This is a genomic window from Massilia putida (genome assembly GCF_001941825.1).
GTDB lineage: Bacteria > Pseudomonadota > Gammaproteobacteria > Burkholderiales > Burkholderiaceae_D > Telluria > Telluria putida.
In genome coordinates this window covers 4,723,545-4,749,253 of sequence record NZ_CP019038.1, presented here as the reverse complement: position 1 = coordinate 4,749,253, position 25,709 = coordinate 4,723,545, and the positions used below count along the sequence as shown (strand labels likewise).

Below are 25,709 nucleotides of genomic sequence, written 5' to 3'. Positions count from 1 at the left end.
CGCGCCCTTGCAAGGACTGTGGAGAAATTACATCCCCTCGAAATTCGGCTTGCGCTTCTCCAGGAACGCGGCCATCCCTTCCTTTTGCGCCGGCGTACCGAACCCGGCATGGAAGTAGCGGCGCTCGTAGCGGACGCCCTCGGTCAGCGTCGTCTCGAACGCGCGGTTGACCGAATCCTTGATCTGCATGGCCACCGATACCGGCATCGCCGCGATCGTCTCCGCCACTTCCAGGGCCACGGTCATCACGAGGTCGGCCGGGACGACGCGCGACACGAGCCCCGTGCGCTCCGCTTCCGCCGCGTCGATCATGCGTGCCGTCAGCAGCATGTCCATCGCCTTCGATTTGCCGATCGCGCGCGGCAGGCGTTGCGTGCCGCCGGCGCCCGGGGTCACGCCGACCTTGATTTCCGGCTGGCCGAACTTGGCCGTGTCGGAGGCGATCAGGAAGTCGCACATCATCGCCAGTTCGCAGCCGCCGCCCAGCGCATAGCCGGAGACGACACCGATCACCGGCTTGCGCACATTGAGGATGTGCTCCCAGTTGCGGCCGATGTAATTGCCGGGATATGTATCGGCATACGTGTAATTGGCCATCGCGGCGATGTCGGCGCCCGCGGCGAACACCTTCTCGCTGCCGGTCAGGATGATCACGTTGACGGCCGGGTCGGCGTCGAACTTGTACAGCGCGTCGCCCAGCTCGTTCATCATGTTGTCGTTGAGGGCGTTCATCGCCTTCGGACGGTTCAGGCGAATCACGACCACTTTGCCGTGGTGTTCGATCAGCAGGTCAGCATATTCCATGGGACACCCCTTAGTAAGATGAACCCGGATTGTAGCGCCTGAACGACGGATATGACGTATACGGCAATCATGCCTTTGAGGACGTTGAAAAACCCGCTGCGCGTTGCACTGTTGCTTTGGGATGCGCGCGACGGTTTTCCAAGGTCCTCTTTGCTATCATCGATACCCGAACCCATCGCCGACCACCCGCCCGTGTCCCCCATCGCCCTCCTCCGCAGCTTTGCCGCCGACCGGCAGCTGCGCAACGTCGACTTTCGCCGTTTCTGGTTCAGCAGCGTCCTCACCAATTTCGGCGCCCAGATCACCCTGCTGGCCCTCCCGATCTGCGCGGCCCTGCTGCTGCACGCGACGCCCGCCCAGATGGGCACCCTGGCCGCCTTCGGGTCGCTGCCCTTTCTGTTGTTCTCGCTTCCGACAGGCGTGCTGCTCGACCGCAGCCGGCGCCTGCCGGTCATGCTGGGCAGCGATGCGATGGTCGCGCTGAGCCTCGCCAGCGTGCCGTTCGCGTGGTGGCAAGGATGGCTCAGCGTGCACTGGTTGTATGCCGTGCAGTTCATGCTGGGGACCGGGTTCGTCGTGGGCGGCAGCGCGGAGCAGATCTTCCTGACCTTCCTCGTCGGCCGCGATGGCCTGATCGATGCGCAATCGAAGCTGGGAGCGACGGAATCCGCATCGCGCCTGCTCGGCCCCGGCATCGCCGGCCTGCTGGTGCAGGCGCTGGGGGCGCCCGCCGCGATCCTGTGCAATGTGGCCGGCTTTTCCATCTCGCTGTGGAATCTGCGCCGGATCCGCACGCGCGAGCCGCAACCGCAGCCGGCGCAATCGCATGTCGTGCGCGACGTCGTGGAAGGCCTGAAGTTCGTCTGGGGCCAGCCGGTCCTGCGCCTGCTGGCGTGGACGTCGGCCTGCTGGCACATGCTGTTCTATGGCTACACGGCGCTGTACGTGCTGTTCGCCACGCGCGTGCTGGGGATGTCGCCGGGCCTGATGGGCACCTCCCAGATGCTGGGTGGCGCCGGCGTCCTATTGAGCTCCCTGCTGTTGAAACCCCTGACGCGGCGCTTCGGCTCCGGCGGCGCCATCGCGACGGGCCTGTGCATCTCGTGCCTGGGCTTCATGCTGATGCCGACGATCCAGCGCGACCTGCTCGGCACCCGCGGCGCCACCGCGGCCGCCTACGCCGCCGTCGTGTTCTGCCTCGATTGCGGCGGCACCTTGTTCTTCCTGCCCTATCTCGCGCTGCGCCAGCGCGTCACCCCCGATGCGCTGCTGGGCCGGATGACGTCGACGATGCGCTTCATGACGGTGGCGACGGCGCCCATCGGCGCGGCCGGCGCCGGTGCGCTGGCGGAGCGGCTCGGCGTACGCGGCGGCCTGACCGTCGTGGCGGCGGGCGCCTTCATGCTGACGGTGACGACGCTGTTCGGCACCCGCTTGCACAGGATACGGCAATGAGCAGGCAGTGATCAGCGGGTCGCCACCTCGGCCGGCCGGGGCAACAGCGCCCAGATCTGGCCCCGCTGCTTCATGCGGCCCGCGTTGTCGGCAGCCTGGCCGCCGAAGCCGAAGAAGAAGTCCGCGCGCACGGCGCCCTTGATGGCGCCGCCCGTGTCCTGCGCCATCACGAGGCGCCGCATCGGTGCGTCGCCGGCCGGCTCCGTCGTCGCCAGGAACAGCGGCGCGCCCAGCGGCAAGAAAGCCGGGTCGACGGCGACGGAGCGCGTAGGCGTCAGCGGCACGCCCAGCGCGCCTTTCGGGCCGACGGTCGGGTCAAGCAGGCGCTCTTCGCGGAAGAAGACGTAGCTCGGGTTGACGTCGAGGAGTTCCTGGCGCCGTTCCGGATGCGCGGCGATCCACGCCTTGATACCCTGCGCCGTCGCCTCTCCGGGCGCCAGCTCGTGCTGGTCGATCAGCCAGCGGCCGATCGCCTTGTACGGATGGCCGTTCTGGTCGGCGTAGGCGATGCGCACGGTCTCGCCGTCGTCCAGCTGTACGCGGCCCGAGCCCTGCACTTCGAGGAAGAACGCCTCCACCGGGTCGTCGACCCACACCAGTTCCTTGCCCGGGATGCGCGTGCGTTCGATCTCGGCGCGCGTGCCGTACGGGACGACGGTCTTGCCGACGAGGCGCCCGCGCAGCCGCATGCCTTTCAGGCTCGGGTAGACGCTGGCCAGGTCCACGGTGATCAGATCGTCCGGCACTTTATAGAGCGGCGTCTGGTATGGCCCGCCGCGCCGGCGCGCGCCGTGCAGCATCGGTTCGTAGTAACCGGTGATCAGGCCCGCGTCCGCGCCGTCGGGCGCACGCACGAGGTTCGGCACGAAATACGTCTCGAAATACTGGCGGATGGCCGCACCGTCGTCCGGGTCGACCAGCTTGCCGGCGGCGCACGGCACCTTCCAGTCCGGCTTCGCGCCCAGCGCGCGGCACGATGCCTGGAACGCGGGCCAGGCTTGGCGCAGGTCGTCCTGCTGCCAGCCGGGCAGCGCGTCGAACGTCACGGGCGTGAACAAAGGCGCCGGCGGTGGCGCGGGCTGCGTCGGCGGCACGGTCACGGGTCCGACGGGCGGCGGCAGCTTGATCGGCGGTTTCGGCTGCGGCGGCTGTTGCGGCGGCGCCGTGGTGCAGGCGGCCAGCAAGGCGACGACGGTCAATAAAGCGGGTACACTGCGGCGTGTCGAAAACATAGGGCACCTTGAAAAACCGTCGCGAGCGGCAGCATATTTGGTTGAGAAGCGCAGCTGTACGCGAGTACAGCCGGTCCGCCGAAGCGGAGCATCGCAGACCAAAGAGACAACGCGCAGCAGGTTCTTCGACGTGCCCATAAGGAATGCGAGATGTGGATACTGATGTTGGAAGCCGGTACGGCCCTGTTCTTGCTGGTCTTCATCGTGTGGTGGACGATGTTCTCCGGCCGCAAGCCCGAGCAACCGCCCCCGGCCAGGAAAAACGATACGCCCGACGCTTGATCAGCTCAAGCGCTTAATGCAGGGCGTGCGGCAGCGACAGCACGAACTCCGGGATCTTGACCTCGAAGCGGTGTCCGTCCTCGGCCACGAAGAAATACTCGCCGACCATCGACCCCTGCGGCGTTTCCATCTGGGTACCACTCGTGTATTCGAACTGTTCGCCCGGCTGCAGCAGCGGCTGGTGGCCGACGACGCCCAGGCCCCGCACCTCCTGCACCTGGTTGTTGGCGTCCGTGATCACCCAATGGCGCGAGATCAGCTGGGCCGCGACGGTGCCCGTGTTCTTGATCGTGATGGTGTAGGTAAACACATGCTGCGTCCGGTCCGGGTGGGATTGCTCCGGCAGGTATTGGGTCCTGACGGTGATCGCGAAATCGTAGACGGGCATGGGTATTCCTTGTTGTATTGGCAAAAGAGCGCGTGGTCGACATGATACAACGCCGGCCGAAAGCACGGTGTCGGCGTACAATGCTGGCTTTGTCCAAAGCAACCCCAGCTTGACCATGACTACCTACCGCATCGCTCCCAGCATCCTGTCCGCAGACTTCGCCCGCCTCGGCGAGGAAGTGCGCAACGTCGTCGCCGCCGGCGCCGACATCATCCACTTCGACGTGATGGACAACCATTATGTTCCCAACCTGACCATCGGCCCGCTGGTGTGCCAGGCCATCCGTCCGCACGTGCAGGTGCCGATCGACGTCCACCTGATGGTCAAGCCGGTCGACCGCATCATCCCCGATTTCGCCAAGGCCGGCGCCGACATCATCACGTTCCACCCGGAAGCGTCGGAACACATCGACCGCACCCTGCAGCTCATCCGCGACAACGGCTGCAAGGCCGGCCTCGTGTTCAACCCGGGCACCCCGCTGCACCACCTGGAACACGTGATGGACAAGATCGACATGATCCTGATTATGTCCGTCAATCCGGGCTTCGGCGGCCAGTCGTTCATTCCGGAAGCGCTGAAAAAGATCGCGCTCGCGCGCCGCATGATCGATGAGTCGGGCCGCGACATCATGCTGGAGGTCGACGGCGGCATCAAGGCCGACAACATCGCGGCCGCCGCCGCAGCGGGCGCCGACACGTTCGTGGCCGGTTCCGCCATCTTCGGCAAGCCGGACTACAAGGCCGTCATCGACGCCATGCGCGCCGAGCTGGCGACCGTCGCGCAGAAGGCCGCCCGATGAAAGCCGAAGGGTTGGCAAATGCGGCGGCGATCCGGGCCGCCATCATCGACCTGGACGGCACGATGCTGCACACCGTGCCGGATTTCGAGCTTGCGCTGAACGGCATGCGCGCTCAATTCGGCCTGGCGCCGATCACCCAGCAGATCATCGAACCGATGGTCGGCAAGGGATCGGAAAAGCTGATCCGTGACGTACTGGCCCTCGACTTCGACCCGGCCCGCATCGACGCCGTGTTCGGCGACGCGATGGCCGCGTACCAGCGCCACTACCTGGCCATCAACGGCGAACGCGCGACCTTGTACCCGCACGTGATCGAAGGCTTGCAGGCCCTGAAGGACCTGGGCCTGCGCCTCGCATGCGTGACGAACAAACCCGTCGCGTTCACGTTACCTCTGCTGGCGAAGAAGGGTCTCGCACCCTACTTCGAACTGGTGTACGGCGGCGACTCGTTCCCGCGCAAGAAACCCCATCCGATGCCGCTGCTGCAGGTGTGCCGCGACTTCGACGTGGAGCCGGCGCGCGTGGTCGCGATCGGCGACTCCAGCAACGACGCCGAGGCCGCGCGCGCGGCCGGTTGCTTCGTGTTGTCGGTCCCGTATGGCTACAACCACGGAAAACCTGTGCAAAGTATTAATTCCGATGGTATAGTTGATTCGCTGCTCGAAGCGGCTAAACTGATCAGCGCCCATAACGTGGCCAACTCCTAAACCATCTACTCCATGTTTTTCGCCAAAAAACACATCGTCAACCCAACCGGTGCCCATGAGGCCTGGCTGTGGCGACGCTGGCAATCCTGGTCCATCTGACCCAAGCTGATTGCTGCCGGTGCACGCCTCGTGCACACTGAAACCGGCAGGTTTTTTTGAAGAAATCGCCGCCCGTTCCCCTCCCTGCGGGCGGCCCGGAGAAAAGCATGACCGAACTCGAATTCAAATCGCTCGCCACGCAAGGCTATAACCGTATCCCCCTGATCGCGGAAGCATTTGCCGATCTCGAAACCCCGCTCACGCTGTACCTGAAGCTGGCCCAGAGCCAGGACGCCGGCAAGAACACGTTCCTGCTCGAGTCCGTGGTCGGCGGCGAACGCTTCGGTCGCTACTCCTTCATCGGCCTGCCGGCCAAGACGCTGCTGCGCACGCGCGGCAACGTCACGACGGTCGAGAAGAACGGGGAAGTCATCGAGACGCACGAAGGCAATCCGCTCGACTTCGTCGAGGCCTATCAAGCGCGCTTCAAGGTCGCGCTGCGCCCCGGCATGCCGCGCTTCTGCGGCGGCCTGGCCGGCTACTTCGGCTACGACACCGTGCGCCACATCGAGAAGAAGCTGGCGCACAGCGCACCGAAGGACGACCTGGGCCTGCCGGAAATCCAGCTGCTGGTGACGGAGGAACTGGCCGTCATCGACAACCTGTCCGGCAAGCTGTACCTGATCGTCTATGCCGATCCGGGGCAGCCCGAAGCCTTCAACAAGGCGCGCCAGCGGCTGAAAGACCTGCGCGTGATGCTGCGCCGGACCGTCGACGCGCCCGTCACGTCGGGGTCGGTCCGCACGGAAGCGGTCCGCGAGTTCAGCAAGGAAGACTATCTGAAGGCCGTCGCCGTCGCGAAGGAATACGTGATGGCCGGCGACCTGATGCAGGTGCAGATCGGCCAGCGCATCCGCAAGCCGTACGTGGATTCGCCGCTGTCGCTGTACCGCGCCCTGCGTTCGCTGAATCCGTCGCCGTACATGTACTACTATAACTTCGGCGACATGCAGATCGTGGGCAGCTCTCCGGAGATCCTCGTGCGCAACGAGAAGGAAGCGAATGGCGAGCGCAAAGTTACGCTGCGCCCCATCGCCGGCACCCGCACGCGCGGTTCGACGCCGGAACGCGACGCCGAGCTGGCGCACGAACTGCTGAACGATCCGAAGGAAGTGGCGGAACACGTGATGCTGATCGACCTGGCCCGCAACGACATCGGCCGCATCGCCAAGACGGGCAGCGTGAAAGTCACGGACCAGATGGTGATCGAAAAGTACTCGCACGTGCAACACATCGTCTCCAACGTCGAAGGCACTTTGAAGGACGGCATGTCGAACCTGGACGTGCTGCGCGCCACCTTCCCCGCCGGCACGCTGACGGGTGCGCCGAAAGTGCGCGCGATGGAAGTCATCGACGAGCTGGAGCCCGTGAAGCGCGGCATCTACGGCGGCGCCTGCGGCTACCTGTCGTTCGGCGGCGAGATGGACGTGGCGATCGCGATCCGCACGGGCGTGATCAAGGACGGCAACCTGTACGTGCAGGCCGCGGCGGGCATCGTCGCGGATTCCATCCCCGAGATGGAATGGCTGGAAACGGAAAACAAGGCGCGCGCCGTGCTGCGCGCGGCCGAGCAAGTGCAAGACGGACTGGATGGGGAGATCTGACATGCTGCTCATGATCGACAACTACGACTCGTTCACCTACAACATCGTGCAGTACTTCGGTGAACTGGGCGAAGACGTGCGCACTGTGCGCAACGACGAGATCACGCTGGAACAGATCGCCGACCTGGACCCGGACCGCATCTGCATCTCGCCGGGCCCGAAGTCGCCGAAGGATGCCGGCGTCTCCGTCGACGTGCTGAAGCATTTCAAGGGCAAGAAGCCGATTCTCGGCGTGTGCCTGGGCCACCAGGCCATCGGCGAGGCGTTCGGCGGCAAGATCATCCGCGCCAAGCAGGTCATGCACGGCAAGACGTCCAAGATCGCGCACATCGGCGAAGGCGTGTTCAAGGGCCTGCCGAGCCCCTTCACCGTGATCCGCTACCACTCGCTGGCGATCGAGCGCGCGTCGCTGCCGGCGTGCCTGGAAGTGACGGCGTGGACGGACGACGGCGAGATCATGGGCGTGCGCCACAAGGAATTCGACATCGAGGGGGTGCAGTTCCATCCCGAGTCGATCCTGTCGGAGCATGGGCATGCGATGCTGAAGAACTTCCTCGAGCGCTGACACGAGCGACAGCCCCGCACCCGCCGTCGTTCCCGCGAAAGCGGGAACCCATGCTGAGCGTCCGAAGTCGTTAATTTCGCGAAGCTGCAGACTGTCTATGGATTCCCGCTTCCGCGGGAATGACGATTCGAAGGCCGCGTGGCCAAACTGAATTCCAAAACTGGACCTGCCATGATCACCCCTCAAGAAGCCCTCCTCCGCTGCATCGAACACCGCGAAATCTTCCACGACGAGATGCTGCATCTCTTCCGCCAGATCATGTCCGGCGAAATCTCGCCGACGATGGTCGCCGCGCTGACGATGGGCCTGCGCGTGAAGAAGGAAACCATCGGCGAGATCACCGCCGCCGCGCAGGTGATGCGCGAATTCTCCACCAAGGTGCCGATGGCCGACACGACGCACCTCGTCGACATCGTCGGTACCGGCGGCGACGGTGCGCACACTTTCAATATCTCGACCGCGTCGATGTTCGTAGCCGCCGCCGCCGGCGCGCGCGTCGCGAAGCACGGCGGGCGCAGCGTGTCGTCGTCGTCCGGCAGCGCGGACGTCATCGAATCGCTGGGCGCGCAGATCGACCTGAAACCCGAGCAGATCGCCCAGTCGATCGCGCAGACCGGCATCGGCTTCATGTTCGCCCCGAACCACCACGCGGCCATGAAGAACGTCGCGGCGGTCCGGCGCGAGATGGGCGTGCGCAGCATCTTCAACATCCTCGGCCCGCTGACGAATCCGGCCGGCGCGCCGAACATCCTGATGGGCGTGTTCCATCCGGACCTCGTCGGCATCCAGGTGCGCGTACTGCAGCGCCTCGGCGCCCAGCACGCGCTCGTCGTCTGGGGCCGCGACAACATGGACGAAGTCTCGCTGGGCGCCGGCACGATGGTGGGTGAACTCGTGAACGGCGAGATCCGCGAATACGAGATCCACCCGGAAGACTTCGGCCTCGCGATGGTCGCCAGCCGCAACCTGAAGGTGGCCGACGCGGCGGAATCCAAGGCGCGCATCATGGAAGCGCTGCGCGGCGAACCGGGTCCGGCGCACGACATCGTCGCGCTGAATGCGGGCACGGCCTTGTACGCGGCCGGCGTGGCGGCGTCCATCGAGGACGGCCTGCAGCGCGCGCGCACCGCCATCGCATCGGGCGCGGCGCTGGCGAAGCTCGACCAGTTCGTGAACGTCACGCGATCGCTGGGCGCGGCGAACTGACATGTTCGGCATCCACGACCTGCCGCTGTTCGTCGTCTCCGGCCTGCTGCTGAACATCATGCCGGGCCCGGATTCGCTGCTCATCATGACGCGCAGCGCGACGCAGGGCTGGCGTGCCGGCAGCGCGGCGGCCCTGGGCATCGGGACCGGCACCTTCGTGCACATCGTCGCCGCGGCGCTCGGCCTGTCGGCGATCCTCGCGACGTCCGCCGCCGCGTTCACCATCGTCAAGCTGCTGGGCGCCGCGTACATCCTGTACCTGGCCGTCGGCATGCTGCTCAGCAAACGCGGCGCCGGCGCCACGACACCGCCCGCACTCGCGCCGCTGCCCCTGCGCCGCATCTACGCGCAAGGCATCCTGACGAACGTGCTGAATCCGAAAGTGGCGTTGTTCTTCCTCGCCTTCGTCCCGCAATTCATCGATACGAACGCGCCGCACAAGGCGCTCGCCTTCCTCATCCTCGGCGCCATCTTCAACGTCAACGGCATGTTGTGGTGTAACGGCCTGGCCCTGTTCACCGCAACGGCCAGCACGCGCCTGAAACTGAACCCCGCCGTCACGCTATGGCTCAACCGCGCCACGGGCGGCCTGTTCGTCTGGCTCGGCGTCAAGCTGGCGCTGGCGAAACAACACTGAAGGTCCACCATGTCCGATATCCTGAACAAGATCCTCGACGTCAAAGCCACCGAAGTCGCCGCGGCAAAACGGCAGCGCGATTTCAACAGCCTGCGCCGCGACGTCGAAAGCGATGCCGCGCTGCGCGCCGGCCTGCGCGGCTTCGAGGCGAGCCTGCGCCGCACCATCGACGCGGGCCGCGCCGGCGTGATCGCCGAAGTGAAAAAGGCGTCGCCGTCGAAGGGCGTGATCCGCGCCGATTTCCGTCCGGCCGAGATCGCCCAGAGCTATGCCGCGGGCGGCGCATCGTGCCTGTCCGTGCTGACCGACGTGCAATTCTTCCAGGGCTCGCCCGAGTACCTGAAACAGGCGCGCGCCGCGTGCGACCTGCCCGTCATCCGCAAGGATTTCATCGTCGACCCGTACCAGGTGTACGAAGCGCGGGCGATGGGCGCGGACGCGATTCTGCTGATCGTCGCTGCGCTGGATCATGGTTTGATGGCGGATCTGGAAGCATGTGCCCGGGAACTCGGCATGGATGTGCTGGTCGAAGTGCATGACGGCGACGAACTGGATGCGGCGCTGAAGCTCAACACGCGCCTGCTGGGCATCAACAACCGCAACCTGCGCACCTTCGAGGTCACGCTCGACACGACCATCGGCCTGCTGCCGCGCATTCCGGCGGAGCGCCTCGTGGTCACCGAGTCCGCCATCCTGGCGCCCGCCGACGTCAAGCGCATGCGCGACGCCAACGTGCACGCGTTCCTCGTGGGCGAAGCGTTCATGCGCGCGCCCGATCCCGGCACGGAACTCAAGCGTTTATTTGACTGACATGAACACGATCATCCGCACAGGCCTGGTTCTCATCATATCGACCGCAGGCTTGAGCGGATGCTCGAGCGTGCGGACGGCCGCGAGCACGGTCACCTCTTCCGTCGAGCACGCCGCGACACGCATCTTCCATCCCGCCACACCCGCCACGCCGACAGCGCCCGCGCCCGCCGGCCTGGACGACTACAAGACCCAGGTCGCGCGCCACGTGGCCGAACACAATCCCGATCGCGTCTATGCCGGCACATTGCCGCCGATGCTGCCGGCCGTCGTCGTGCTCGAGATCACGGTCGACCGCGACGGCCAACTGGCGGACGTGGCCGTGCAGCGCTCGCGCGATCCGGATGCGTCCGAGATCGCACTGGCCTCGGTGCGGCGCAGCTCGCCGCTGCCGGCCCCGCAACAGTTGGCGCGGGATACGGGCAGGCTCACCTTTTCCGAAACTTTCCTGTTCGCGGACAGCGAGCGATATCAGCTGCGCAGCCTGGCAAGGCCGCAGGCGTCGGAATGAATCCTGTCAATCGCGCTTCAACCGCCACAACTCGTAACGCTCTTCGCCCGGCTTGACCTGCCCGGCAAAGTGCCCGTTCAAGTTGCTGGCCGTGAACACGACATCGCCGTCCGGCCCGATCGCCGGCGTGTCCGGCCAGCGCACGCCGTCGCTGGCCGCCTGCAGCGCCAGCGTCCCCGTGTGCGGGTCGTAGCGCACGATGCCGTTGCGGGTCACGTCCGTGATGTAGAGGTTGCCGGCCTGGTCCGTGACGATGCCGTCCGTGTTGCCGCCCACGTCGCCCAGGTCGCGCACGCGGGTCGCGAGCATGGCCGGGCGCGCATGCGGATCGCGCAGCGGCGCCGTCGGGATCGCGTACGCGTGCGTGCCGGTCGTCACCGTCCAGTACAGCGTGTTCCCGTCCGGCGACAAGGCGATGCCGTTCACGCCCAGCACGAGCGGCTTGCCGGGCCACACTTCCGCGCCGTGCGACACGACCTTCGCGCCCGGCTGCGGCAGCACGGCCGGATGCCGGTCGAGCACGCGCCGCGCGCGGCCCGACAAGTAGTCGACGACGATGATGCCGGCCCGGTTGTCCGGCGCGCTGCGCAGGCCGCTGTCGGACACATAGGCGATCCGGCGGACCTCGTCGACGACGATGTCGTTCAGGAAGCTGCCCTTGCGGTCCGCGACCGTGTCGAGGCCGATCGTCCGGACGACCTTCCCCGTGCGCACGTCGAACACGACGATCTTTTGCCCGCCGGCCGGCGCTTCGGCCTCGCCCGCCACGAAGCCCTGGTCGAGCGCCCACAGCCAGCCGTTGCGGTGATCGATATGAAAGCCGAGCACATTGCGCAGATGGGTGGCCGGTGCGCCCGCCACCGCATTGGCTTCCCGCGATGGGAATGCGGTCAGACGTGCCGGGCCCGTCGTGGCGTGGGTGTCGAGGATGCTCAGCGTGGCCGGCGCGTCGGCCGCGACGAGGCGCGGCGTGCTGACAAAGGCGCGGCCGACGGCGTCGAAATGGATGCCGGCGATGGGCGCGTTCACGGCGTTCGCAAACGGCGCCGGGTCGTTGCCGTCGCGGGGCGCATCCCAGCTGACGCCCGCATAGCTGCGCCAGCGTTCGAGGTGGGCGGCGTCGGCCGCGGTCGCGGCGGTGGAGATGAAGGCGGCGGCCAGCACGAAACGAGTGATTGTCATGGCGACTCCCAGGAACGAAGGTCAGAGAATGGACCGGTAGCTGCCGCCTTCCACGCGCACGGCCGCGCCATTGGTGGCGGCGCCCAGCGGGCTCGCGAGCAGGGCGACCATCGCCGCCACTTCATCGGCATCGATCATGCGTGCGATCAGGGAACTCGGGCGGTACGTGGCAAAGAAATGGGCTTCGATCTCCGCATCCGTCATGCCGGCACGAGGTGCCGTCTGACGCAGGTAGTCGACGATGCCGTCCGAACGGGTGGCGGCCGGGAGGACGCTGTTGACGGTCACGCCGGTCCCGCGCGTCAGCTCGGCCAGGCCACGCGACACGGCGAGCTGGGCGGATTTGCTGACGCCGTAATGGATCATGTCCGGCGGCGTGAACGCGCCCACTTCGCTGGAGATGAAAACCACCCTGCCCCAGTTTTTTGCGAGCAGCCGCGGGAAATAATGGCGGGCCAGACGGACGCCCGACATCACGTTGACGTCGAACATGCGCATCCAGTCGTCATCCGTGATGTCGGTAAATGGCTTGCCTTCGTAATAGCCGAGGTTGTTGACGAGGACGTCGACGTCGGGCACGGCGCGCACCACGGCGGCCGCGCCCGCGGCGTCGGCGAGGTCGGCGACGACGGACGTCACGACGGCGCCCGGCACGGCGGCGCGGATATGGCCGGCGGCCGCGTCGAGCTTGCCAGGGTCGCGCCCGGTGATGGCGACGGCCGCGCCCTCGCGCGCCAGCGTGCGGGCGATGGCCAGGCCGATGCCGGCCGTGGCACCGGTCACCAGTGCCGTCTTGTCGTTGAGTTTCAGATCCATGGTATGTCCTTTCGGTGTTGAGCTGCGATAGGCCGTCACTTTATTGTTTCGCCCCAAGCGGATAAACTGGGCCACAAGGAATTCATTTGTTCTCAGGAGGACAAAATTAGCCGACAATTCGACTACCTGGACGACCTCGAAGCCTTCCTCGCCGTGGCGGACCACTAATCGTTCACGGCCGGCGCCGTCGCGCTGTCGACCACGGTGTCCGTGCTGAGCCGCGCGGTGACGCGGCTGGAAAACCGGCTCGGCGCGCAGTTGTTGCGGCGGACCACGCGCAGCGTCACGTTGACGGAAACGGGCCGGCACTACCTGGAACAGGCACGCGCCGCCTTCGTCCTGCTGGGCGATGCGGAGCGCGAGATCCAGGGGCAGGCGGATGCGCTGACGGGACGGATCCGGATGAGCGTGCCGACGACGTGGGGCCACCACCGCGTGCCGGCCCTGCTGGCGCGGTTTACGCGGCAGTATCCGCACGTGAAGGTGGAGCTGAATATCACCAACCGCAGCGTCGACCTCGTCGCCGAAGGCTTCGACCTCGCGATCCGCCTCGGGCACTTGCCGGACAGCGGCCTGGTGGCGCGCAAGCTGGCGGACGAGACCTTGTGCCTGGTCGCATCACCCGGCTACCTGGAGCGGGCCGGCACGCCGCGCACGCTGGACGATTTGCGTACGCACGCCTGCCTGCCCTTCGTCCTGCCCCGCACGGGCCGCGTCGCGCCGTGGGTGTTCCGCGACGGCGGCGGCGACGTCGAATGGACGGCGCCGTCCACGATCGAGGTATCGGATGACGTGCTGGGCGTGGTCTCGCTGGCCGTGGCGGGCATCGGCATCGGCCAGAGCTACGATTTCATCGTGCAGGATCACGTGGCGGCCGGCCGTCTCGTCGAAGTTCTGCCGCACCTGCGCGGCCGCTCGCGCCCGTTCTCCGTCGTGTACGCGCCGCACCGCCGGCAATCGGCCGCCACGCGGGCCATGATCGACGTGCTGACGTCAGGCGGATACGGAACGTGACCACCGCGCCGTCAGGCGCAATGCGTGCGTATGCTCAGCATTAAACCGTCTATAATCCGATGTTACATTTTTAAATAGTTTACAACCATGTCAAAAGTGCAGTTCAGGAATAATGTCCGGCTGGCCGGCAACGGTCCGGCGACGATGGTGTTTGCCCATGGCTTCGGTTGCGACCAGACGATGTGGCGGTTCCTGGCGCCTGCCTACGAGGATCGCTTCCGCACGATCGCGTTCGACCTGGTCGGCAGCGGCGGTTCCGACCTGTCCGCCTACGACCGCGATAAATACGGCACGCTGCAGGGTTACGCGGACGACCTGCTCGAGATCGTCGACGAATTCGCGACCGGTCCCGTCGTCTTCGTCGGCCACTCCGTCAGCACGATGATCGGCCTGCTGGCCACGATCAAGGCGCCGGAAAAATTCGCCGCGCAAGTCATGGTCGGGCCGTCGCCCTGCTACATCAACGACGGCGACTACGTCGGCGGCTTCAGCCGGGAAGACATCGACGAGCTGCTCGAGACGATGGACGCCAATTACCTCGGCTGGTCGAGCAGCATGGCACCAGCGATCATGGGTGTGCCCGACCGTCCCGAACTGCGCGCGGAATTGACCGACAGCTTTTGCCGCAATAATCCCGACATCGCCAAGCACTTCGCCCGCGTCACGTTCCTGTCCGACCACCGTGCGGACGTGCCCCGGTCGACCGTACCCGCGCTGATCCTGCAATGCAGCGACGACCTGGTGGCGCCCCGCGCGGTCGGCGACTTCCTGCACCGCCACCTGCCGAACAACACGCTGCACGTCATCGAGAACGTCGGCCACTGCCCGCACATGAGCGCGCCGACGGCAAGCTCGCGCGCCATCGACAACTTCCTCGCGCACGCCCTGCGCTGACTTCCGTGCCTACCGCGCCGACCGGCGACATCCTGTTCGACCACGCCGCCTGCGCGCTGCTGTTGACGGCGCCCGACGGCGTCATCTTGCGGGCGAACGGCACGGCGTGCACGTGGCTCGGCTATACGGAAGACGAGCTCGTCGGCAAGCTGCGCATGCACGACCTGCTGCCGGTGGGTGCCCGCCTCTTCTACCACACGCATTGCCAGCCGATCCTGCAGGTACAGGGGTCGGTGGCCGAGATCCAGGTCGACTTGCGCAACCGGCGCCAGGAGCGCCTGCCCATGCTGATTAACATCAGCCGCCGCCAGGACGCGGACGGCACGGTCGATCACTGGGCCCTGTTCAAGGCGTCCGACCGGCGCGCGTACGAGCGCGAACTGCTGGCGGCACGCAAGGCGGCGGAAACGGCGCTGGAAGCGCGCCGCAGCGCCGAGGCCGAACTGCAAAAGCTGAACGAGCAACTGTCGGCGGCGGACCGCCGCAAGGACGAGTTCCTCGCGACCTTGTCGCACGAGCTGCGCAATCCGCTCGCGCCGATGCGCAGCGCGCTCGACGTCCTCAAGCTGAAATTCGGCCACGGTACGGACACCCGCCTGCTGCAGGCGTTCGACCGGCAGCTGCGCCACCTGACCCGGCTCGTCGACGACCTGATGGAAGTCTCGCGCATCACGCAGGGGCGCATGCAGCTGCGCCGCGCGCCGGTGGAATTGTCAGCCCTCGTGCACGGCGCAGCCCATGACCTCGCCGCGACGATGGAGGCGGCGCGCCACACGTTACGCCTGTCGATCGCGGCGGCGCCCGTGATCGTCGACGGCGACGCCACGCGGCTGGCGCAGGTCGTCATCAACCTGCTCACCAATGCCGCCAAGTACACGCCGGACGGCGGCACGATCGAACTGCATTTGTCGTGCGCGGACGGCGTGGCCGAGATCCGGGTGCGCGACAACGGCATCGGCCTGCCCGCCTCGGCCCTCGCCACCGTCTTCAACATGTTTTCCCAGCTCGAGCCGGCACTGGAACGGTCGAAAGGCGGCCTCGGGATCGGCCTGGCGCTCGTGCGCGGCATCGTCTCGCTGCACGGCGGCAGCGTGCACGCGGACAGCGCCGGCGCCGGCCTGGGCAGCACGTTCACGATCCGCCTGCCGCTGGCGGCGGGCAGCGTGTCCGCACCGGCGTCGCAGGAGCGGTCCACCGATGCGGCACCGGCCCAGGTGCGCGTGCTCGTCGTGGACGACAACGAGGATGCCGCCGAGACGTTGGCCATGACGTTGGAACTGCACGGTTGCGAGGTCAGGACGGCGCCGACAGCCGCGCGGGCGCTCGACATCCTGCCCGGCTTCGCGCCCGCCGTGGCCCTGCTCGATATCGGCCTGCCCGACATGAACGGCTACGAACTGGCACGCAGGGTGCGCCAGCTGCCGGCCGGCGCGGCGGTGACCTTGATCGCGACGACGGGTTGGGGACAGCAGAAGGACCGCGAGCGGGCGTTCGCGGCCGGGTTCGATCGTCACCTCACCAAACCGATCGATTTCGATCTCTTACGCTCCTATCTGCCGTAGTTCACCCGGCGCGTATCACCACCCTACCTAACTCGCGCTCGGCCGCTTGATCGCAGGCCCCTTGCGCGTGCCGGGCGCGACGGTCACCTGGACGCACGGCACGCGATCGCCCTGCAAGGTGACGTCGAACGTCATCAGCTCGTCGCGGCGGAACGCGTGCACGGTCACCTTGTCGCCCACGCGGTAGCGCGCGAACAGCTGGTCCAGGTTGGACGGGTTGCCGTTCACGCGCAGGCCGTCGACGGCGATCAGGACATCGCCGGCGGACAGGCCCGCCTGGTGCGCGGCGCCGCCCTCGTGGACCTGGTTCAGTTTGGCGCCGGCGGCGTCGCGGCCGATGCCGGCGTCCAGCGACGGCTTGGCGCTCTTGCGCTCTTCCGTCACCTTCACGCCGAACGGGGCGTACAGCTTGGCCAGCGGGATGTCCTCCGTGCCGCGGATGTAGCGCTCGAACATGTTCTTCAGGCGCACGCCGCTCACCTCGTCGAACAGGCTTTCCACGTCCTGCTCCGTGAGGCCGCGCCCACCTTTTCCATTGCCCTGGTAGAAATCGCGGCCAAAGCGGTCCCACAGGGCCAGCATGATGTCGTCCAGCGATTTCGCGCCCCCCGTCTTGGCGCGGATCGCCAGGTCGAATGCGAGGCCGACGAGGGAGCCCTTCGTGTAATAGCTGATGATGGCGTTCGGCGCGTTCTCGTCCTGGCGGTAGTACTTGCTCCAGGCATCGAAGCTGGAATCGGCGATGCTCTGCTTCGTGCGGCCGGTGCCGCGCAGGACGCTGCCGACGGTCTTGCCGAGCATTTTGAAATACGTGGCCTCGCTGATGATCCCGCTGCGCACGAGCATCAGGTCGTCGTAATAGCTGGTAAAGCCTTCGAAGAGCCACAGCAGGGGCGTGTAGTTCTCGACCTGCAGGTCGTACGGCGCGAACACGGCCGGCTTGATGCGCTTGACGTTCCAGGTGTGGAAATACTCGTGGCTGCACAGGCCCAGGAATTTGACATAGCCCTCGTTCGGCTCGGCCGTCCTCAAAGCCGCCGTCGTCGGCAGGTCGGTGCGCGCGCAGATCAGCGCCGTCGACGCGCGGTGTTCCAGACCGCCATAGCCGTCGCCGACGGCCATCGTCAGGAACACGTAGCGGTCCATCGGCGCCTTTTTCGTCTTCGGTTCGAAGAACGCGATCTGGGTTTCGCAGATGGCTTTCAGGTCTTTTTCAAGGCGCGCCATGTCGAGGTTCGGCACGCGGCCCGTGATCACGATGTCGTGGCGGATGCCGTGCGCGGTAAAGCCGCCCAGCGCGAAGTCGCCCATCTCGACGGGATGGTCGATCAGCTCATCGTAGTCGCCCGCGACGTACGTGCCGAAGCCGTAGCGCTTGGCGCCCGCTTCCGGCAGCGACGTGGCGACCCGCCAGCTGCGCGTGGCCGGCTCAGGCGGACGCTGGATGTCGACCAGGTGCGGCCGCGCCTCCTGGCCGACGACGCGCAGGAAGACGCTCGTGCCGTTGAAGAAGCCGTGCGTCTGGTCCAAATGGGCGGCGCGCACCGAGAGGTCCCACGCATAGACTTCGTAATGCACCGTCAGCGGCCCGGCGACGGGCGCGGCCTGCCACGAATGCTTGTCGAGCTTCGCGAGTCGCACCGGCTCTCCCCCCGATTCGGCGCGGATGCGCACGATGTTGCGGGCGAATTCGCGGATCATGTAGCTGCCCGGGATCCAGGCCGGCAGCGCGAACACCTGCCCTTCCGGGCTCGGTTCCGCCACGGTGACGGTGACGTCGAACAGGTGCCCGGCCAGGTCCTTGGGAACGATCGCGTACTGAATGGCCGGCGGCTGCTTCTGGGGTGCTTTTTTCATATGGCGTGAACAATCTCTCTCCGATGCGCCGTAGTGTAATCGGATTTCCCGGACATGAGGGTGTTCACACGGTTGGGTTACCGTCCCGTAAGGTCGCCCGGCGTATCGATGTCGCGGAAGATGCCGGGGTCATGCACCAGGACTTCCGTCACCGGGCAGGTTTGCAGCAGGCGGCGCGCGCCCTCGTCGCCGCGCAAGGCCAGCAGCGCATCGCGGTGGAGCGCACCGAAACCGACCGGATTGCCGCGCCGCCCGGCCATGACGGGTGCCGCGATCCCCGCGCCGGCCGCCAGCGCATCGGCCAGCAAGCGCAATGTGGCTGGATCGACGTACGGCATGTCGCCCAGCGCCACCAGCCACGCTTGCGGCTGCGGCGCCATGGCCAGCGAATGCCGGATGGCGTGCGTGAGCGACGCCGCCATGCCGCTGTCGGCATCCGGGCAGACCGTCACGTCGCAGCCCAGCGCCGCAAGCCGCTCGCCGACGCCCCCATCTCCGGGCGCCACGACCGCGACGACGCGAGGAACGACGGCCAGCAGCTTGCGCGCACCGGCCACGACGACGGGCTCAAGGCCCGCCAGCGGCTGCAGCAGCTTGTTGCGCAGCCCGGCGGGATCGAACCGGCGCCCCCGGCCGGCGGCCAGCAGGATGCCGACCAAGGGGGCCGGCACGATCATGCCGTCGCCAGGTCGAACGGGAGCTTGCGCAGGCGCTTGCCGGTCAGCTTGAACACGGCATTGGCCAGCGCCGGCGCCAGCGGCGGCAGGCCGGGCTCGCCGATGCCCGTCGGCGCATCCTGCGACGGGACGATGTACACGTCGATGTGCGGCATGTCGTTCATGCGCGCCACCGTGTAGTCGTTGAAGTTCTGCTGCTCGACGACGCCGTCCTTGAGCGTGATGCGCGCGCCCGGCAACGTCGTGCCGAGGCCCATCAGCGCCGCGCCCTGGATCTGCGCCTCGATCGACATCGGGTTGACCGGCAGGTTGCAGTGCACGGCGGCCGTGACCTTGTGCACCTTCGGGCTGCCGTCGACGACGGACGCTTCGACGACGTAGGCGACGACCGTGTTGAACGACTCGTGCAGCGCGACGCCGTACGCATGGCCTTTCGGCAGCGTCTTCTTGCCGTAGCCGGATTTCGCCACGGCGAGATCCAGCGCCGCGTGATGGCGCACGTGCTTCGCGTCGATCAGCTTCTTGCGGTACGCGACCGGATCCGTGCCGGCCGCGTGCGCGGCTTCGTCGATCAGCGTCTCCATCACGAACGCCGTGTGCGTGGAACCGACGGAGCGCCACCACAGCACGGGCACGTTGGCCTTGACCATGTGCGCCGTCAGGTTCAGCGGCACGTCGTACGGTTCGCCCATGCCTTCGACCATCGTGTTGTCGACGCCGTTCTTGACCATGAACGGTTCGAACGCGGTGCCGGTGATGATCGACTGGCCGACGATGGTGTGGTCCCAGGCGACGATGTTGCCGTCGGCATCGAGGCCGATGTCGGCGCGGTGCACGTGCGACGGCCGGTAGTAGCCGCCGCGGATGTCGTCCTCGCGGCTCCAGATCAGCTTCACCGGACCGGCGTGGCCGGCGGCCTTGTACGCCTTGGCGACGTGGACGGCTTCCACGACGAAGTCCGACGTGGGCGTCGCGCGCCGGCCGAAGCCGCCGCCCGCCATCATCGTGTTCAAGGTGACCTGCTCGGGCTTGAGGCCCGCCACCGCGGCCGCCGCGGCCTGGTCGACGCCCTGGAACTGCGAGCCGACCCACAACGTGCAGGCATCGTCCTTGAGGTCGACCGTGCAGTTGATCGGTTCCATCGGCGCGTGCGCCAGGTAAGGGAATTCGTAGACGGCCGAGATCTTCTTGGCGGCACCGGCCAGCCTGGAGGTGTCGGCCTTGCGCGCGACGGCGCCCGGCGTCTTGGCCAGCTCGGCGAATTGGGCCATCTGCTTGCCGCTGTCGACTTTTTCGACGGCGCTCGTGTCCCAGTCGATGGCGAGGAGGTCGCGCGCCTGCTTGGCCGGCCAGTAGCCGTCGGCGACGACGGCCACGCCGCTACCGCCGCGGTCCACCGGCACTTCGAGCACGGCGATCACGCCGCGCAGCGCCTTGGCTTTCGACGCATCGAACTTCGCGACCTTCGCGCCGAACACGGGCGGATGCGCGACGACGGCGACCTTGGTCCCGGCCGGCTTGACGTCCAGGCCGAACTGCTGGCGGCCCGTCGACTTGGCGCGGGCGTCCAGGCGCGGCATCGGCTTGCCGATGTAGCGGAATGCCTTCTGGTCTTTCAGCGTGACGGCCTCCGGCACGGGCAGCGCCTTCGCCGCTTCGGCCAGCGAGCCGTAAGTCGCCTTCTGGCCCGCCGGACCGTAGACGACGCCCTTCGCCGTGCGGCACTGCGACGGGTTCACCTTCCACTGCTGCGCGGCTGCCTGCACCAGCATCGCGCGCGCGCGGGCGCCCACTTCGCGGTACTGCGTGAACGAGTGGGCGATGGTGCCCGAGCCGCCCGTGATCTGCATGCCGAAGACCGGGTCCTTGTACACGTCGCCGGCGGGGGCCAGTTCGGCGCGCATCTGGCTCCAGTCGGCGTCCAGCTCGTCCGCGAGCACCATCGGCAGGCCCGTGTGCACGCCCTGGCCGAATTCCAGGCGGTTGACGATCACGGTCACCGTATTGTCCGGCGCCACGCGCAGGAAGGCGTTCGGGGCGTAGACGGTCGGCTTGGCCGCCTCGGCGGCGCGGGCGATGCGGCCGCCGGCGGGAAGCACGAAGCCGAGGACGAGACCGCCGGTGGCCAGCGAGCCGGCTTTCAGGAAGGCGCGACGGGAGACGGCGCCCGGTACCGTTGTCTGCATCAGGTCGAATCGCATGCGGGCCTCCTTACGCCAGGGTCTTGGCGGCATCCTTGATGGCCGCGCGGATGCGTTGATAGGTGCCGCAGCGGCAGATGTTGCCGCTCATGGCGTTGTCGATGTCCGCGTCCGTCGGCTTCTTGTTCACGCGCAGCAGGGCCGTGGCGCTCATCACCTGGCCGCTCTGGCAATAGCCGCACTGCGGGACGTCGTGCTTGACCCAGGCGTCCTGCACGGCCTTGCCGACCTTGTCCGATTCCATCGCTTCGATGGTCGTGACCTTGTGGCCGACGGCGGCGGAGATCGGCGTGACGCAGGAACGGATCGCCTGCCCGTCCAGGTGCACGGTGCACGCGCCGCACAGGGCGGCGCCGCAGCCGAACTTGGTGCCGGTCATGTTCAGGTTGTCGCGCAGCATCCACAGGATGGGCGTGGAGGGATCGGCGTCGACCTGGACGTCGCGCCCGTTGATGTTCACAGTGATCATGACTTCTCCCTGTTCTGGTTTTTGGTGATCGGGTATTGCAAAAAAAGCCCGGCGGTGCCGGGCTTGGATTACTGCTTGAGGGAAGCCAGTTTGGCCTCGAGCGTCTTCTGGTCGACGGCGCCCGGGATCCGGCTGCCGTCGGAGAAAAAGATCGCCGGCGTGCCGGTGATGTGCAGTTTCTGGCCCAGTGCCAGCACTTTCTCGTTAGGCGACTCGCAGCTCGCGGGCGCGGCCGGCGCCGGTTTGCCGTTGATCATCCAGTCGTCCCAGGCCTTGGCGCGGTCCGGCGCACACCAGACGTTCTTCGACTTCTCGAACGAGTCCGGCGACAGGATGTTGTACAGGAACGTGTAGATCGTCACGTTGTCCATGTCCTTCAGCGTCGTCTGGCGCAGGCGCTTGCAGTAGCCGCAGTTCGGATCCTCGAACACCGCGATCACGCGCTTGCCGTCGCCCTTGACCTGCTTGATGGCGTCGCCCAGCGGCAGGTCGGAGAACTTGATCTTGTTGATGTCGTCGATGCGCTCGCGCGTCAGGTCGCGCGTCGACTTGGCATCGTAGACGTGGCCGATGATCAGGTATTCGCCCTTCTTGTCCGTGTACAGGATGTCGCCGGCGACGCGCAGCTCGTACAGGCCGGCATACGGCGTTTCCTTGATCGATTCGATCTTGGCGCCGCCCAGGCGCGGCTCGATCGCCTTCTTGATATTCGCTTCGACCGAGTTCTGCGCGCCGACGCACGACGTGATCAGGCCGGTCGCCAGCAGGACGGCGAGCTTTGTTTTACCCATGAATAATAATTCCTTAAAGATTTGGCACGTTACCTGCCCATCGCATGGGCGATCAGCCGTCGCTTGACCAAGGGCAACTTATCCAGCAAGTTTAATCCCAAATTGCGAACCACGCGCACCGGCTCCAGATTTGCGCCGAAAAGACGTTCCAGGCCATCCGTGGCCAGTTGCATCAGCAACACGTCTTCCTTGCGCGCTCTAGCGTAGCGGGCCAGCACGCGCTCGTCGCCGATGCCCTGATGCGCGTCGCGCGCGGCGATGGTGTCGAGCAGGTCGACGATGTCGCCGAAGCCCAGGTTCATGCCGTGCCCGGCCAGCGGATGCACGGCATGGGCGGCGTCGCCGACCAGCACCACGCGCGGCGCCGTGACCGCGTGCGGGCGCACGAGCGCCAGCGGGATCGCCTTGACGTCTTCCGGCTGCAGGGGTTTCAGCAGGCCCAGCTTGCTTTCCGAATACTCGCCCAGGCGGATTGCCAGCTCGCCCAGCGATTCGTTCATGATGGTGTCGGCCAGCGTATCGGGCGCCGACCAGACCAGGGACACCTTATTGCCCGGCAGCGGCAGCAGCGCGATCACCCCGTCCTTGCAGGTGAACCATTGATAGGCGACGTTGTGGTGCGGCTTTTCGCAGGAAAAATTCGCCACGATGGCGCGCTGGTGGTAGGCGCGGTAATCGATGCCGATGTCGCACTGTCCGCGCACCCACGAATCGCGCCCGTCGGCGCCGACGAGCAGCTGGGCCGAGAGCACCCTGCCGTCTTCCAGTTCGACCTCGACGTTGTCCGTGCCGCTCACGATCCGGCAGGCGCTTCCGGTAACGGTCTCGACGTTCTGGGCGAAGCGCAGCGCCGCGTCGAGCGCCTGGTTCAGGTTGCTGTCCTCGACGATCCACGCGAGCGCACCGGCGTGGGCGCCGAACGCGTCGAAGCCGAGATGGCCGCCCCGCTCGCCGTCGCCCTGCACCTCCATCGCGTCGACGGGCGCCACGCGCGCCATGTCGAGCGCGCCCCAGACTTTAAGAGACGACAACAGGGTATGTGCCGTGTGGTTGAGTGCGTACACGCGCACGTCCCAGGGCTTTTCGCCGCCGGACGACGCTTGCGGCGCATCCGGACGCGCGGGCGGCACGAGCAGCGTGACGCTGTGCCCGGCCTGCGACAAGCCCAGCGCCGCCGTCTTGGCGATGGCGCCATTGCCGACGATGCAGACGTCGCTGCGGCGGGCGACGTTGCGATAATGTGCGGAGGAAGTGGTTTGTGTGCTCATGACACACATTATAGACGCTTCACCGGGGGCTGCTTTCGGCGGACGGGACGGGCATCCTGTCCCGCCGGTTGCGGAATTTGCTCGACAGGTCTTGCGACTTCGCAAACCCGTCGCTATAATCATGCCTCCTTTGGCCTGGTAGCTCAGTTGGTAGAGCAGAGGATTGAAAATCCTTGTGTCGGTGGTTCGATTCCGCCCCGGGCCACCAAAGATTCAAAGCGAGAACGCCGACCCATGCTGGTCGGCGTTTTTGTTTTCCGAACAGTCGCGCAAATCGGGCAGTCTCGGACAGACCCGCCCCGTCGGTGCTCGATGATCGATCTCGGGGCCGCTTCGATGAGCCCATCGCTGGCCACGACTGGCACGTTTGCGGCGCAAACGACACCGCCTGCCTATACTGAAACCAGCGGGCACGCTGCCCGCTCATCGAGTAAAGGAGCCGATCATGACGCGCAAATTCATCGATTGCCGGGAGTTTCCAAGCGACATGCATTGCACTGTCGCCATCTCGGCCGACAGCGAGGAAGAGTTATTGCAAGCCGCTGTCGACCATGCGGTTTCGGTGCACCATCACGACGATACGCCAGAGCTGCGCCAGCAGCTCCGCCAGTTGTTCAAGGATGGCATGCCGCCCGAACATCTGCCCGTGAGTGGGCAAACCAGCAGCGCCGGCCCTGGCGCCCCGCTCGCGCACTGAGGATTGACAATCCTTCTGTCGGTGGTTCGGTTCCGTCCCGGGCCACCAAAGAATTCAAAAAAATGCCGGTTCGCCCGGCATTTTTTTTCGTCCATAGAAGCTGCGGCGATCACCCCAGTTGCTTGCCATCGATAACAGATACTTCGGCGCTGGCGGCGTCGAAGTCGTCGAACCGGCGGGCGTTGACGACGATGCGCCGCGCGGCCGATGCCGGTTCAACTCGCGCGCCATAAGCGCAACGCCTCTTCCGCAATCACATCAGGAAACTCCTCCTGAAAAAATAGCTTCCCCTCGGGAACCTGACGCACACCCAACGACCGTGGAAAAATGCGGTCTAGATAAGCTGCATCGGCCACGGGAAAGATCGTATCTTTGCTCCCCCACACCATCCGCACCGGCACCATGCTGCGCCTGAGCGTAGCCTCGATGCCCGCCAGCGGGTTCGGCGCCAGCGCCTTGTGAAAGTCGTGGTACTGCTTGCGCCGCAATGGCGTGCTCACCATCGGCGAGACGTAATACGCGATGACGTCGTCCGTGAGAATCGCAGGATCGTGGTACACGGCCGCGCCGAAAGTCGAGCGCGCCAGATTCTTGTCGGTCAGCCATTTCGCCGTGTCGTCAGCGAGCGTGCCGGCGTTCGCCATATCGAGTACCGGTTTGATCATCGGCGGCGGGCTGTTCGGCTCGGTGTCGCAGTCCGTCAGCAGCATCGTGCGTACGCGCCCCGGATATCGGGCCAGGAACAACTGTGCGACCGCGCCGCCGCTGTCGGACGCGACGATGTCGGCCCGGTCGACGTGCAGCGCATCCAGCAATGCCCCCAGCATCGCCACCTGGGCGGCGGGCGCGACCGATTGGCGCTCGGGGATCTGCGAGTAGCCGAGGCCCATGAAATCCGGCGCGATGCAGCGTCGGTAAGGCGACAGGCGGTCGAGCGCGCCGCGCCATTGAAAACCGTTCAACGGGGCGCCGTGCAGGAACAGCGCCGCCCCGCCCGTGCCGCGCTCGACATAGGCGATGCGGCCGAACGGCAGGTCGGCGAAGCGCCGCGCCTGGCGGTAGCGTTCCACCTCGGTCGGCGCCTCCGCCGCGTGCGCACCGCAAGCCGCGACGGCGGCACCGGCCAACTGCAAGAAATCCCTGCGTTTCATGAGCTCTCCTTCGATATGTGGACATGGAAGG

Annotated in this window: 24 protein-coding genes, 2 tRNA genes and 1 pseudogene; 15 read left to right on the top strand and 12 right to left on the bottom strand. The window is 66.5% G+C overall.

The features are described from left to right. Positions 1 to 27: 27 nt before the first annotated feature. Positions 28 to 804 carry an enoyl-CoA hydratase gene (locus tag BVG12_RS23340; protein WP_075794484.1) on the bottom strand — a complete coding sequence of 259 codons (777 nt, stop codon included), beginning with the start codon at positions 802 to 804 and terminating at the stop codon, positions 28 to 30. A gap of 192 nt (positions 805 to 996) precedes the next feature. Between BVG12_RS23340 and BVG12_RS23335 the strand changes: the two genes are divergently transcribed. Beyond that, on the top strand, positions 997 to 2,259 hold the full coding sequence (locus BVG12_RS23335) for an MFS transporter (protein WP_075794483.1): 1,263 nt from the start codon (positions 997 to 999) through the stop codon (positions 2,257 to 2,259). Positions 2,260 to 2,270: 11 nt separating this feature from the next. Here the strand turns inward: BVG12_RS23335 and mltA are convergent, their stop codons facing one another. After that, positions 2,271 to 3,491: a murein transglycosylase A gene (mltA, locus tag BVG12_RS23330; protein ID WP_075794482.1), complete on the bottom strand. Its 1,221-nt coding sequence runs from the start codon at positions 3,489 to 3,491 to the stop codon at positions 2,271 to 2,273. Between the two features lie 295 nt (positions 3,492 to 3,786). Beyond that, positions 3,787 to 4,161, bottom strand: coding sequence for a Co2+/Mg2+ efflux facilitator ApaG/CorD (gene apaG / locus BVG12_RS23325; RefSeq protein WP_056438113.1), 375 nt, complete (start codon positions 4,159 to 4,161; stop codon positions 3,787 to 3,789). 115 nt (positions 4,162 to 4,276) lie between these two features. Between apaG and rpe the strand changes: the two genes are divergently transcribed. The 8 genes from rpe to BVG12_RS23285 all read left to right on the top strand — a co-directional run bounded on the left by rpe (position 4,277) and on the right by BVG12_RS23285 (position 11,099). Continuing rightward, the gene (gene rpe / locus BVG12_RS23320) at positions 4,277 to 4,960 is read left to right on the top strand and encodes a ribulose-phosphate 3-epimerase (protein ID WP_075794481.1); all 684 of its coding nucleotides are present in this window, start codon (positions 4,277 to 4,279) and stop codon (positions 4,958 to 4,960) included. Further along, on the top strand, positions 4,957 to 5,667 hold the full coding sequence (locus tag BVG12_RS23315; RefSeq protein ID WP_179966238.1) for a phosphoglycolate phosphatase: 711 nt from the start codon (positions 4,957 to 4,959) through the stop codon (positions 5,665 to 5,667). Before rpe ends, BVG12_RS23315 begins: the two co-directional genes overlap by 4 nt. Positions 5,668 to 5,873: 206 nt before the next feature. Further along, positions 5,874 to 7,370, top strand: a complete 1,497-nt coding sequence (gene trpE, locus BVG12_RS23310) for an anthranilate synthase component I (RefSeq protein ID WP_075794480.1) — start codon at positions 5,874 to 5,876, stop codon at positions 7,368 to 7,370. A 1-nt stretch (position 7,371) separates the two neighbouring features. Beyond that, entirely contained in the window at positions 7,372 to 7,935 is a 564-nt protein-coding gene (locus BVG12_RS23305) for an anthranilate synthase component II (protein ID WP_075794479.1), read from the top strand. A 171-nt stretch (positions 7,936 to 8,106) separates the two neighbouring features. Continuing rightward, a complete protein-coding gene (gene trpD, locus BVG12_RS23300; RefSeq protein WP_075794478.1) occupies positions 8,107 to 9,141 on the top strand; it encodes an anthranilate phosphoribosyltransferase in 1,035 nt (344 codons plus the stop codon). 1 nt (position 9,142) lies between these two features. Continuing rightward, positions 9,143 to 9,778: a LysE family translocator gene (locus BVG12_RS23295; RefSeq protein WP_075794477.1), complete on the top strand. Its 636-nt coding sequence runs from the start codon at positions 9,143 to 9,145 to the stop codon at positions 9,776 to 9,778. A 9-nt stretch (positions 9,779 to 9,787) separates the two neighbouring features. After that, positions 9,788 to 10,588, top strand: coding sequence for an indole-3-glycerol phosphate synthase TrpC (gene trpC / locus BVG12_RS23290; RefSeq protein WP_075794476.1), 801 nt, complete (start codon positions 9,788 to 9,790; stop codon positions 10,586 to 10,588). A 1-nt stretch (position 10,589) separates the two neighbouring features. Further along, positions 10,590 to 11,099: a TonB C-terminal domain-containing protein gene (locus BVG12_RS23285; RefSeq protein ID WP_075794475.1), complete on the top strand. Its 510-nt coding sequence runs from the start codon at positions 10,590 to 10,592 to the stop codon at positions 11,097 to 11,099. Between the two features lie 6 nt (positions 11,100 to 11,105). On the opposite strand, the gene BVG12_RS23280 is transcribed toward BVG12_RS23285, so the two are convergent. Then, positions 11,106 to 12,281 (bottom strand): L-dopachrome tautomerase-related protein, encoded by a 1,176-nt coding sequence (locus BVG12_RS23280; RefSeq protein ID WP_075794474.1) that lies wholly within the window; start codon positions 12,279 to 12,281, stop codon positions 11,106 to 11,108. Between the two features lie 21 nt (positions 12,282 to 12,302). Further along, the gene (locus tag BVG12_RS23275; protein ID WP_075794473.1) at positions 12,303 to 13,097 is read right to left on the bottom strand and encodes an SDR family NAD(P)-dependent oxidoreductase; all 795 of its coding nucleotides are present in this window, start codon (positions 13,095 to 13,097) and stop codon (positions 12,303 to 12,305) included. A gap of 105 nt (positions 13,098 to 13,202) precedes the next feature. Here BVG12_RS23275 and BVG12_RS23270 point away from each other — a divergent pair. The 3 genes and pseudogenes from BVG12_RS23270 to BVG12_RS23260 all read left to right on the top strand — a co-directional run bounded on the left by BVG12_RS23270 (position 13,203) and on the right by BVG12_RS23260 (position 16,567). Then, positions 13,203 to 14,111, top strand: a pseudogene (locus BVG12_RS23270) (LysR family transcriptional regulator). A gap of 87 nt (positions 14,112 to 14,198) precedes the next feature. Further along, positions 14,199 to 15,005: an alpha/beta fold hydrolase gene (locus BVG12_RS23265; protein WP_075794472.1), complete on the top strand. Its 807-nt coding sequence runs from the start codon at positions 14,199 to 14,201 to the stop codon at positions 15,003 to 15,005. A gap of 5 nt (positions 15,006 to 15,010) precedes the next feature. Further along, entirely contained in the window at positions 15,011 to 16,567 is a 1,557-nt protein-coding gene (locus tag BVG12_RS23260; protein WP_075794471.1) for a hybrid sensor histidine kinase/response regulator, read from the top strand. A 27-nt stretch (positions 16,568 to 16,594) separates the two neighbouring features. On the opposite strand, the gene BVG12_RS23255 is transcribed toward BVG12_RS23260, so the two are convergent. The 6 genes from BVG12_RS23255 to BVG12_RS23230 all read right to left on the bottom strand — a co-directional run bounded on the left by BVG12_RS23255 (position 16,595) and on the right by BVG12_RS23230 (position 23,830). Next, a complete protein-coding gene (locus BVG12_RS23255; protein ID WP_075794470.1) occupies positions 16,595 to 18,424 on the bottom strand; it encodes a M61 family metallopeptidase in 1,830 nt (609 codons plus the stop codon). A 77-nt stretch (positions 18,425 to 18,501) separates the two neighbouring features. Continuing rightward, the gene (locus BVG12_RS23250) at positions 18,502 to 19,101 is read right to left on the bottom strand and encodes a nucleotidyltransferase family protein (protein WP_075794469.1); all 600 of its coding nucleotides are present in this window, start codon (positions 19,099 to 19,101) and stop codon (positions 18,502 to 18,504) included. Beyond that, positions 19,098 to 21,302: a xanthine dehydrogenase family protein molybdopterin-binding subunit gene (locus BVG12_RS23245; protein ID WP_075794468.1), complete on the bottom strand. Its 2,205-nt coding sequence runs from the start codon at positions 21,300 to 21,302 to the stop codon at positions 19,098 to 19,100. The genes BVG12_RS23250 and BVG12_RS23245 overlap by 4 nt, the downstream gene beginning before the upstream one ends. Before the next feature lie 10 nt (positions 21,303 to 21,312). Further along, a complete protein-coding gene (locus BVG12_RS23240) occupies positions 21,313 to 21,771 on the bottom strand; it encodes a (2Fe-2S)-binding protein (protein ID WP_075794467.1) in 459 nt (152 codons plus the stop codon). A gap of 68 nt (positions 21,772 to 21,839) precedes the next feature. Continuing rightward, positions 21,840 to 22,562, bottom strand: coding sequence for a DsbC family protein (locus BVG12_RS23235; protein WP_075794466.1), 723 nt, complete (start codon positions 22,560 to 22,562; stop codon positions 21,840 to 21,842). 29 nt (positions 22,563 to 22,591) lie between these two features. After that, entirely contained in the window at positions 22,592 to 23,830 is a 1,239-nt protein-coding gene (locus tag BVG12_RS23230) for an FAD-dependent monooxygenase (protein WP_169926837.1), read from the bottom strand. Positions 23,831 to 23,962: 132 nt separating this feature from the next. On the opposite strand from BVG12_RS23230, the gene BVG12_RS23225 reads away from it, so the two are divergent. From BVG12_RS23225 to BVG12_RS34225, 3 genes are all read left to right on the top strand, one after another. Next, positions 23,963 to 24,038 (top strand) — tRNA-Phe (locus BVG12_RS23225). A gap of 237 nt (positions 24,039 to 24,275) precedes the next feature. Then, the gene (locus tag BVG12_RS23220) at positions 24,276 to 24,527 is read left to right on the top strand and encodes a DUF1059 domain-containing protein (protein ID WP_075794464.1); all 252 of its coding nucleotides are present in this window, start codon (positions 24,276 to 24,278) and stop codon (positions 24,525 to 24,527) included. Then, a tRNA-Val gene (locus tag BVG12_RS34225) sits at positions 24,501 to 24,575 on the top strand. The genes BVG12_RS23220 and BVG12_RS34225 overlap by 27 nt, the downstream gene beginning before the upstream one ends. A gap of 167 nt (positions 24,576 to 24,742) precedes the next feature. Here the strand turns inward: BVG12_RS34225 and BVG12_RS23215 are convergent. Continuing rightward, a complete protein-coding gene (locus tag BVG12_RS23215; RefSeq protein ID WP_075794463.1) occupies positions 24,743 to 25,678 on the bottom strand; it encodes an alpha/beta fold hydrolase in 936 nt (311 codons plus the stop codon). Between the last annotated feature and the right edge of the window lie 31 nt (positions 25,679 to 25,709).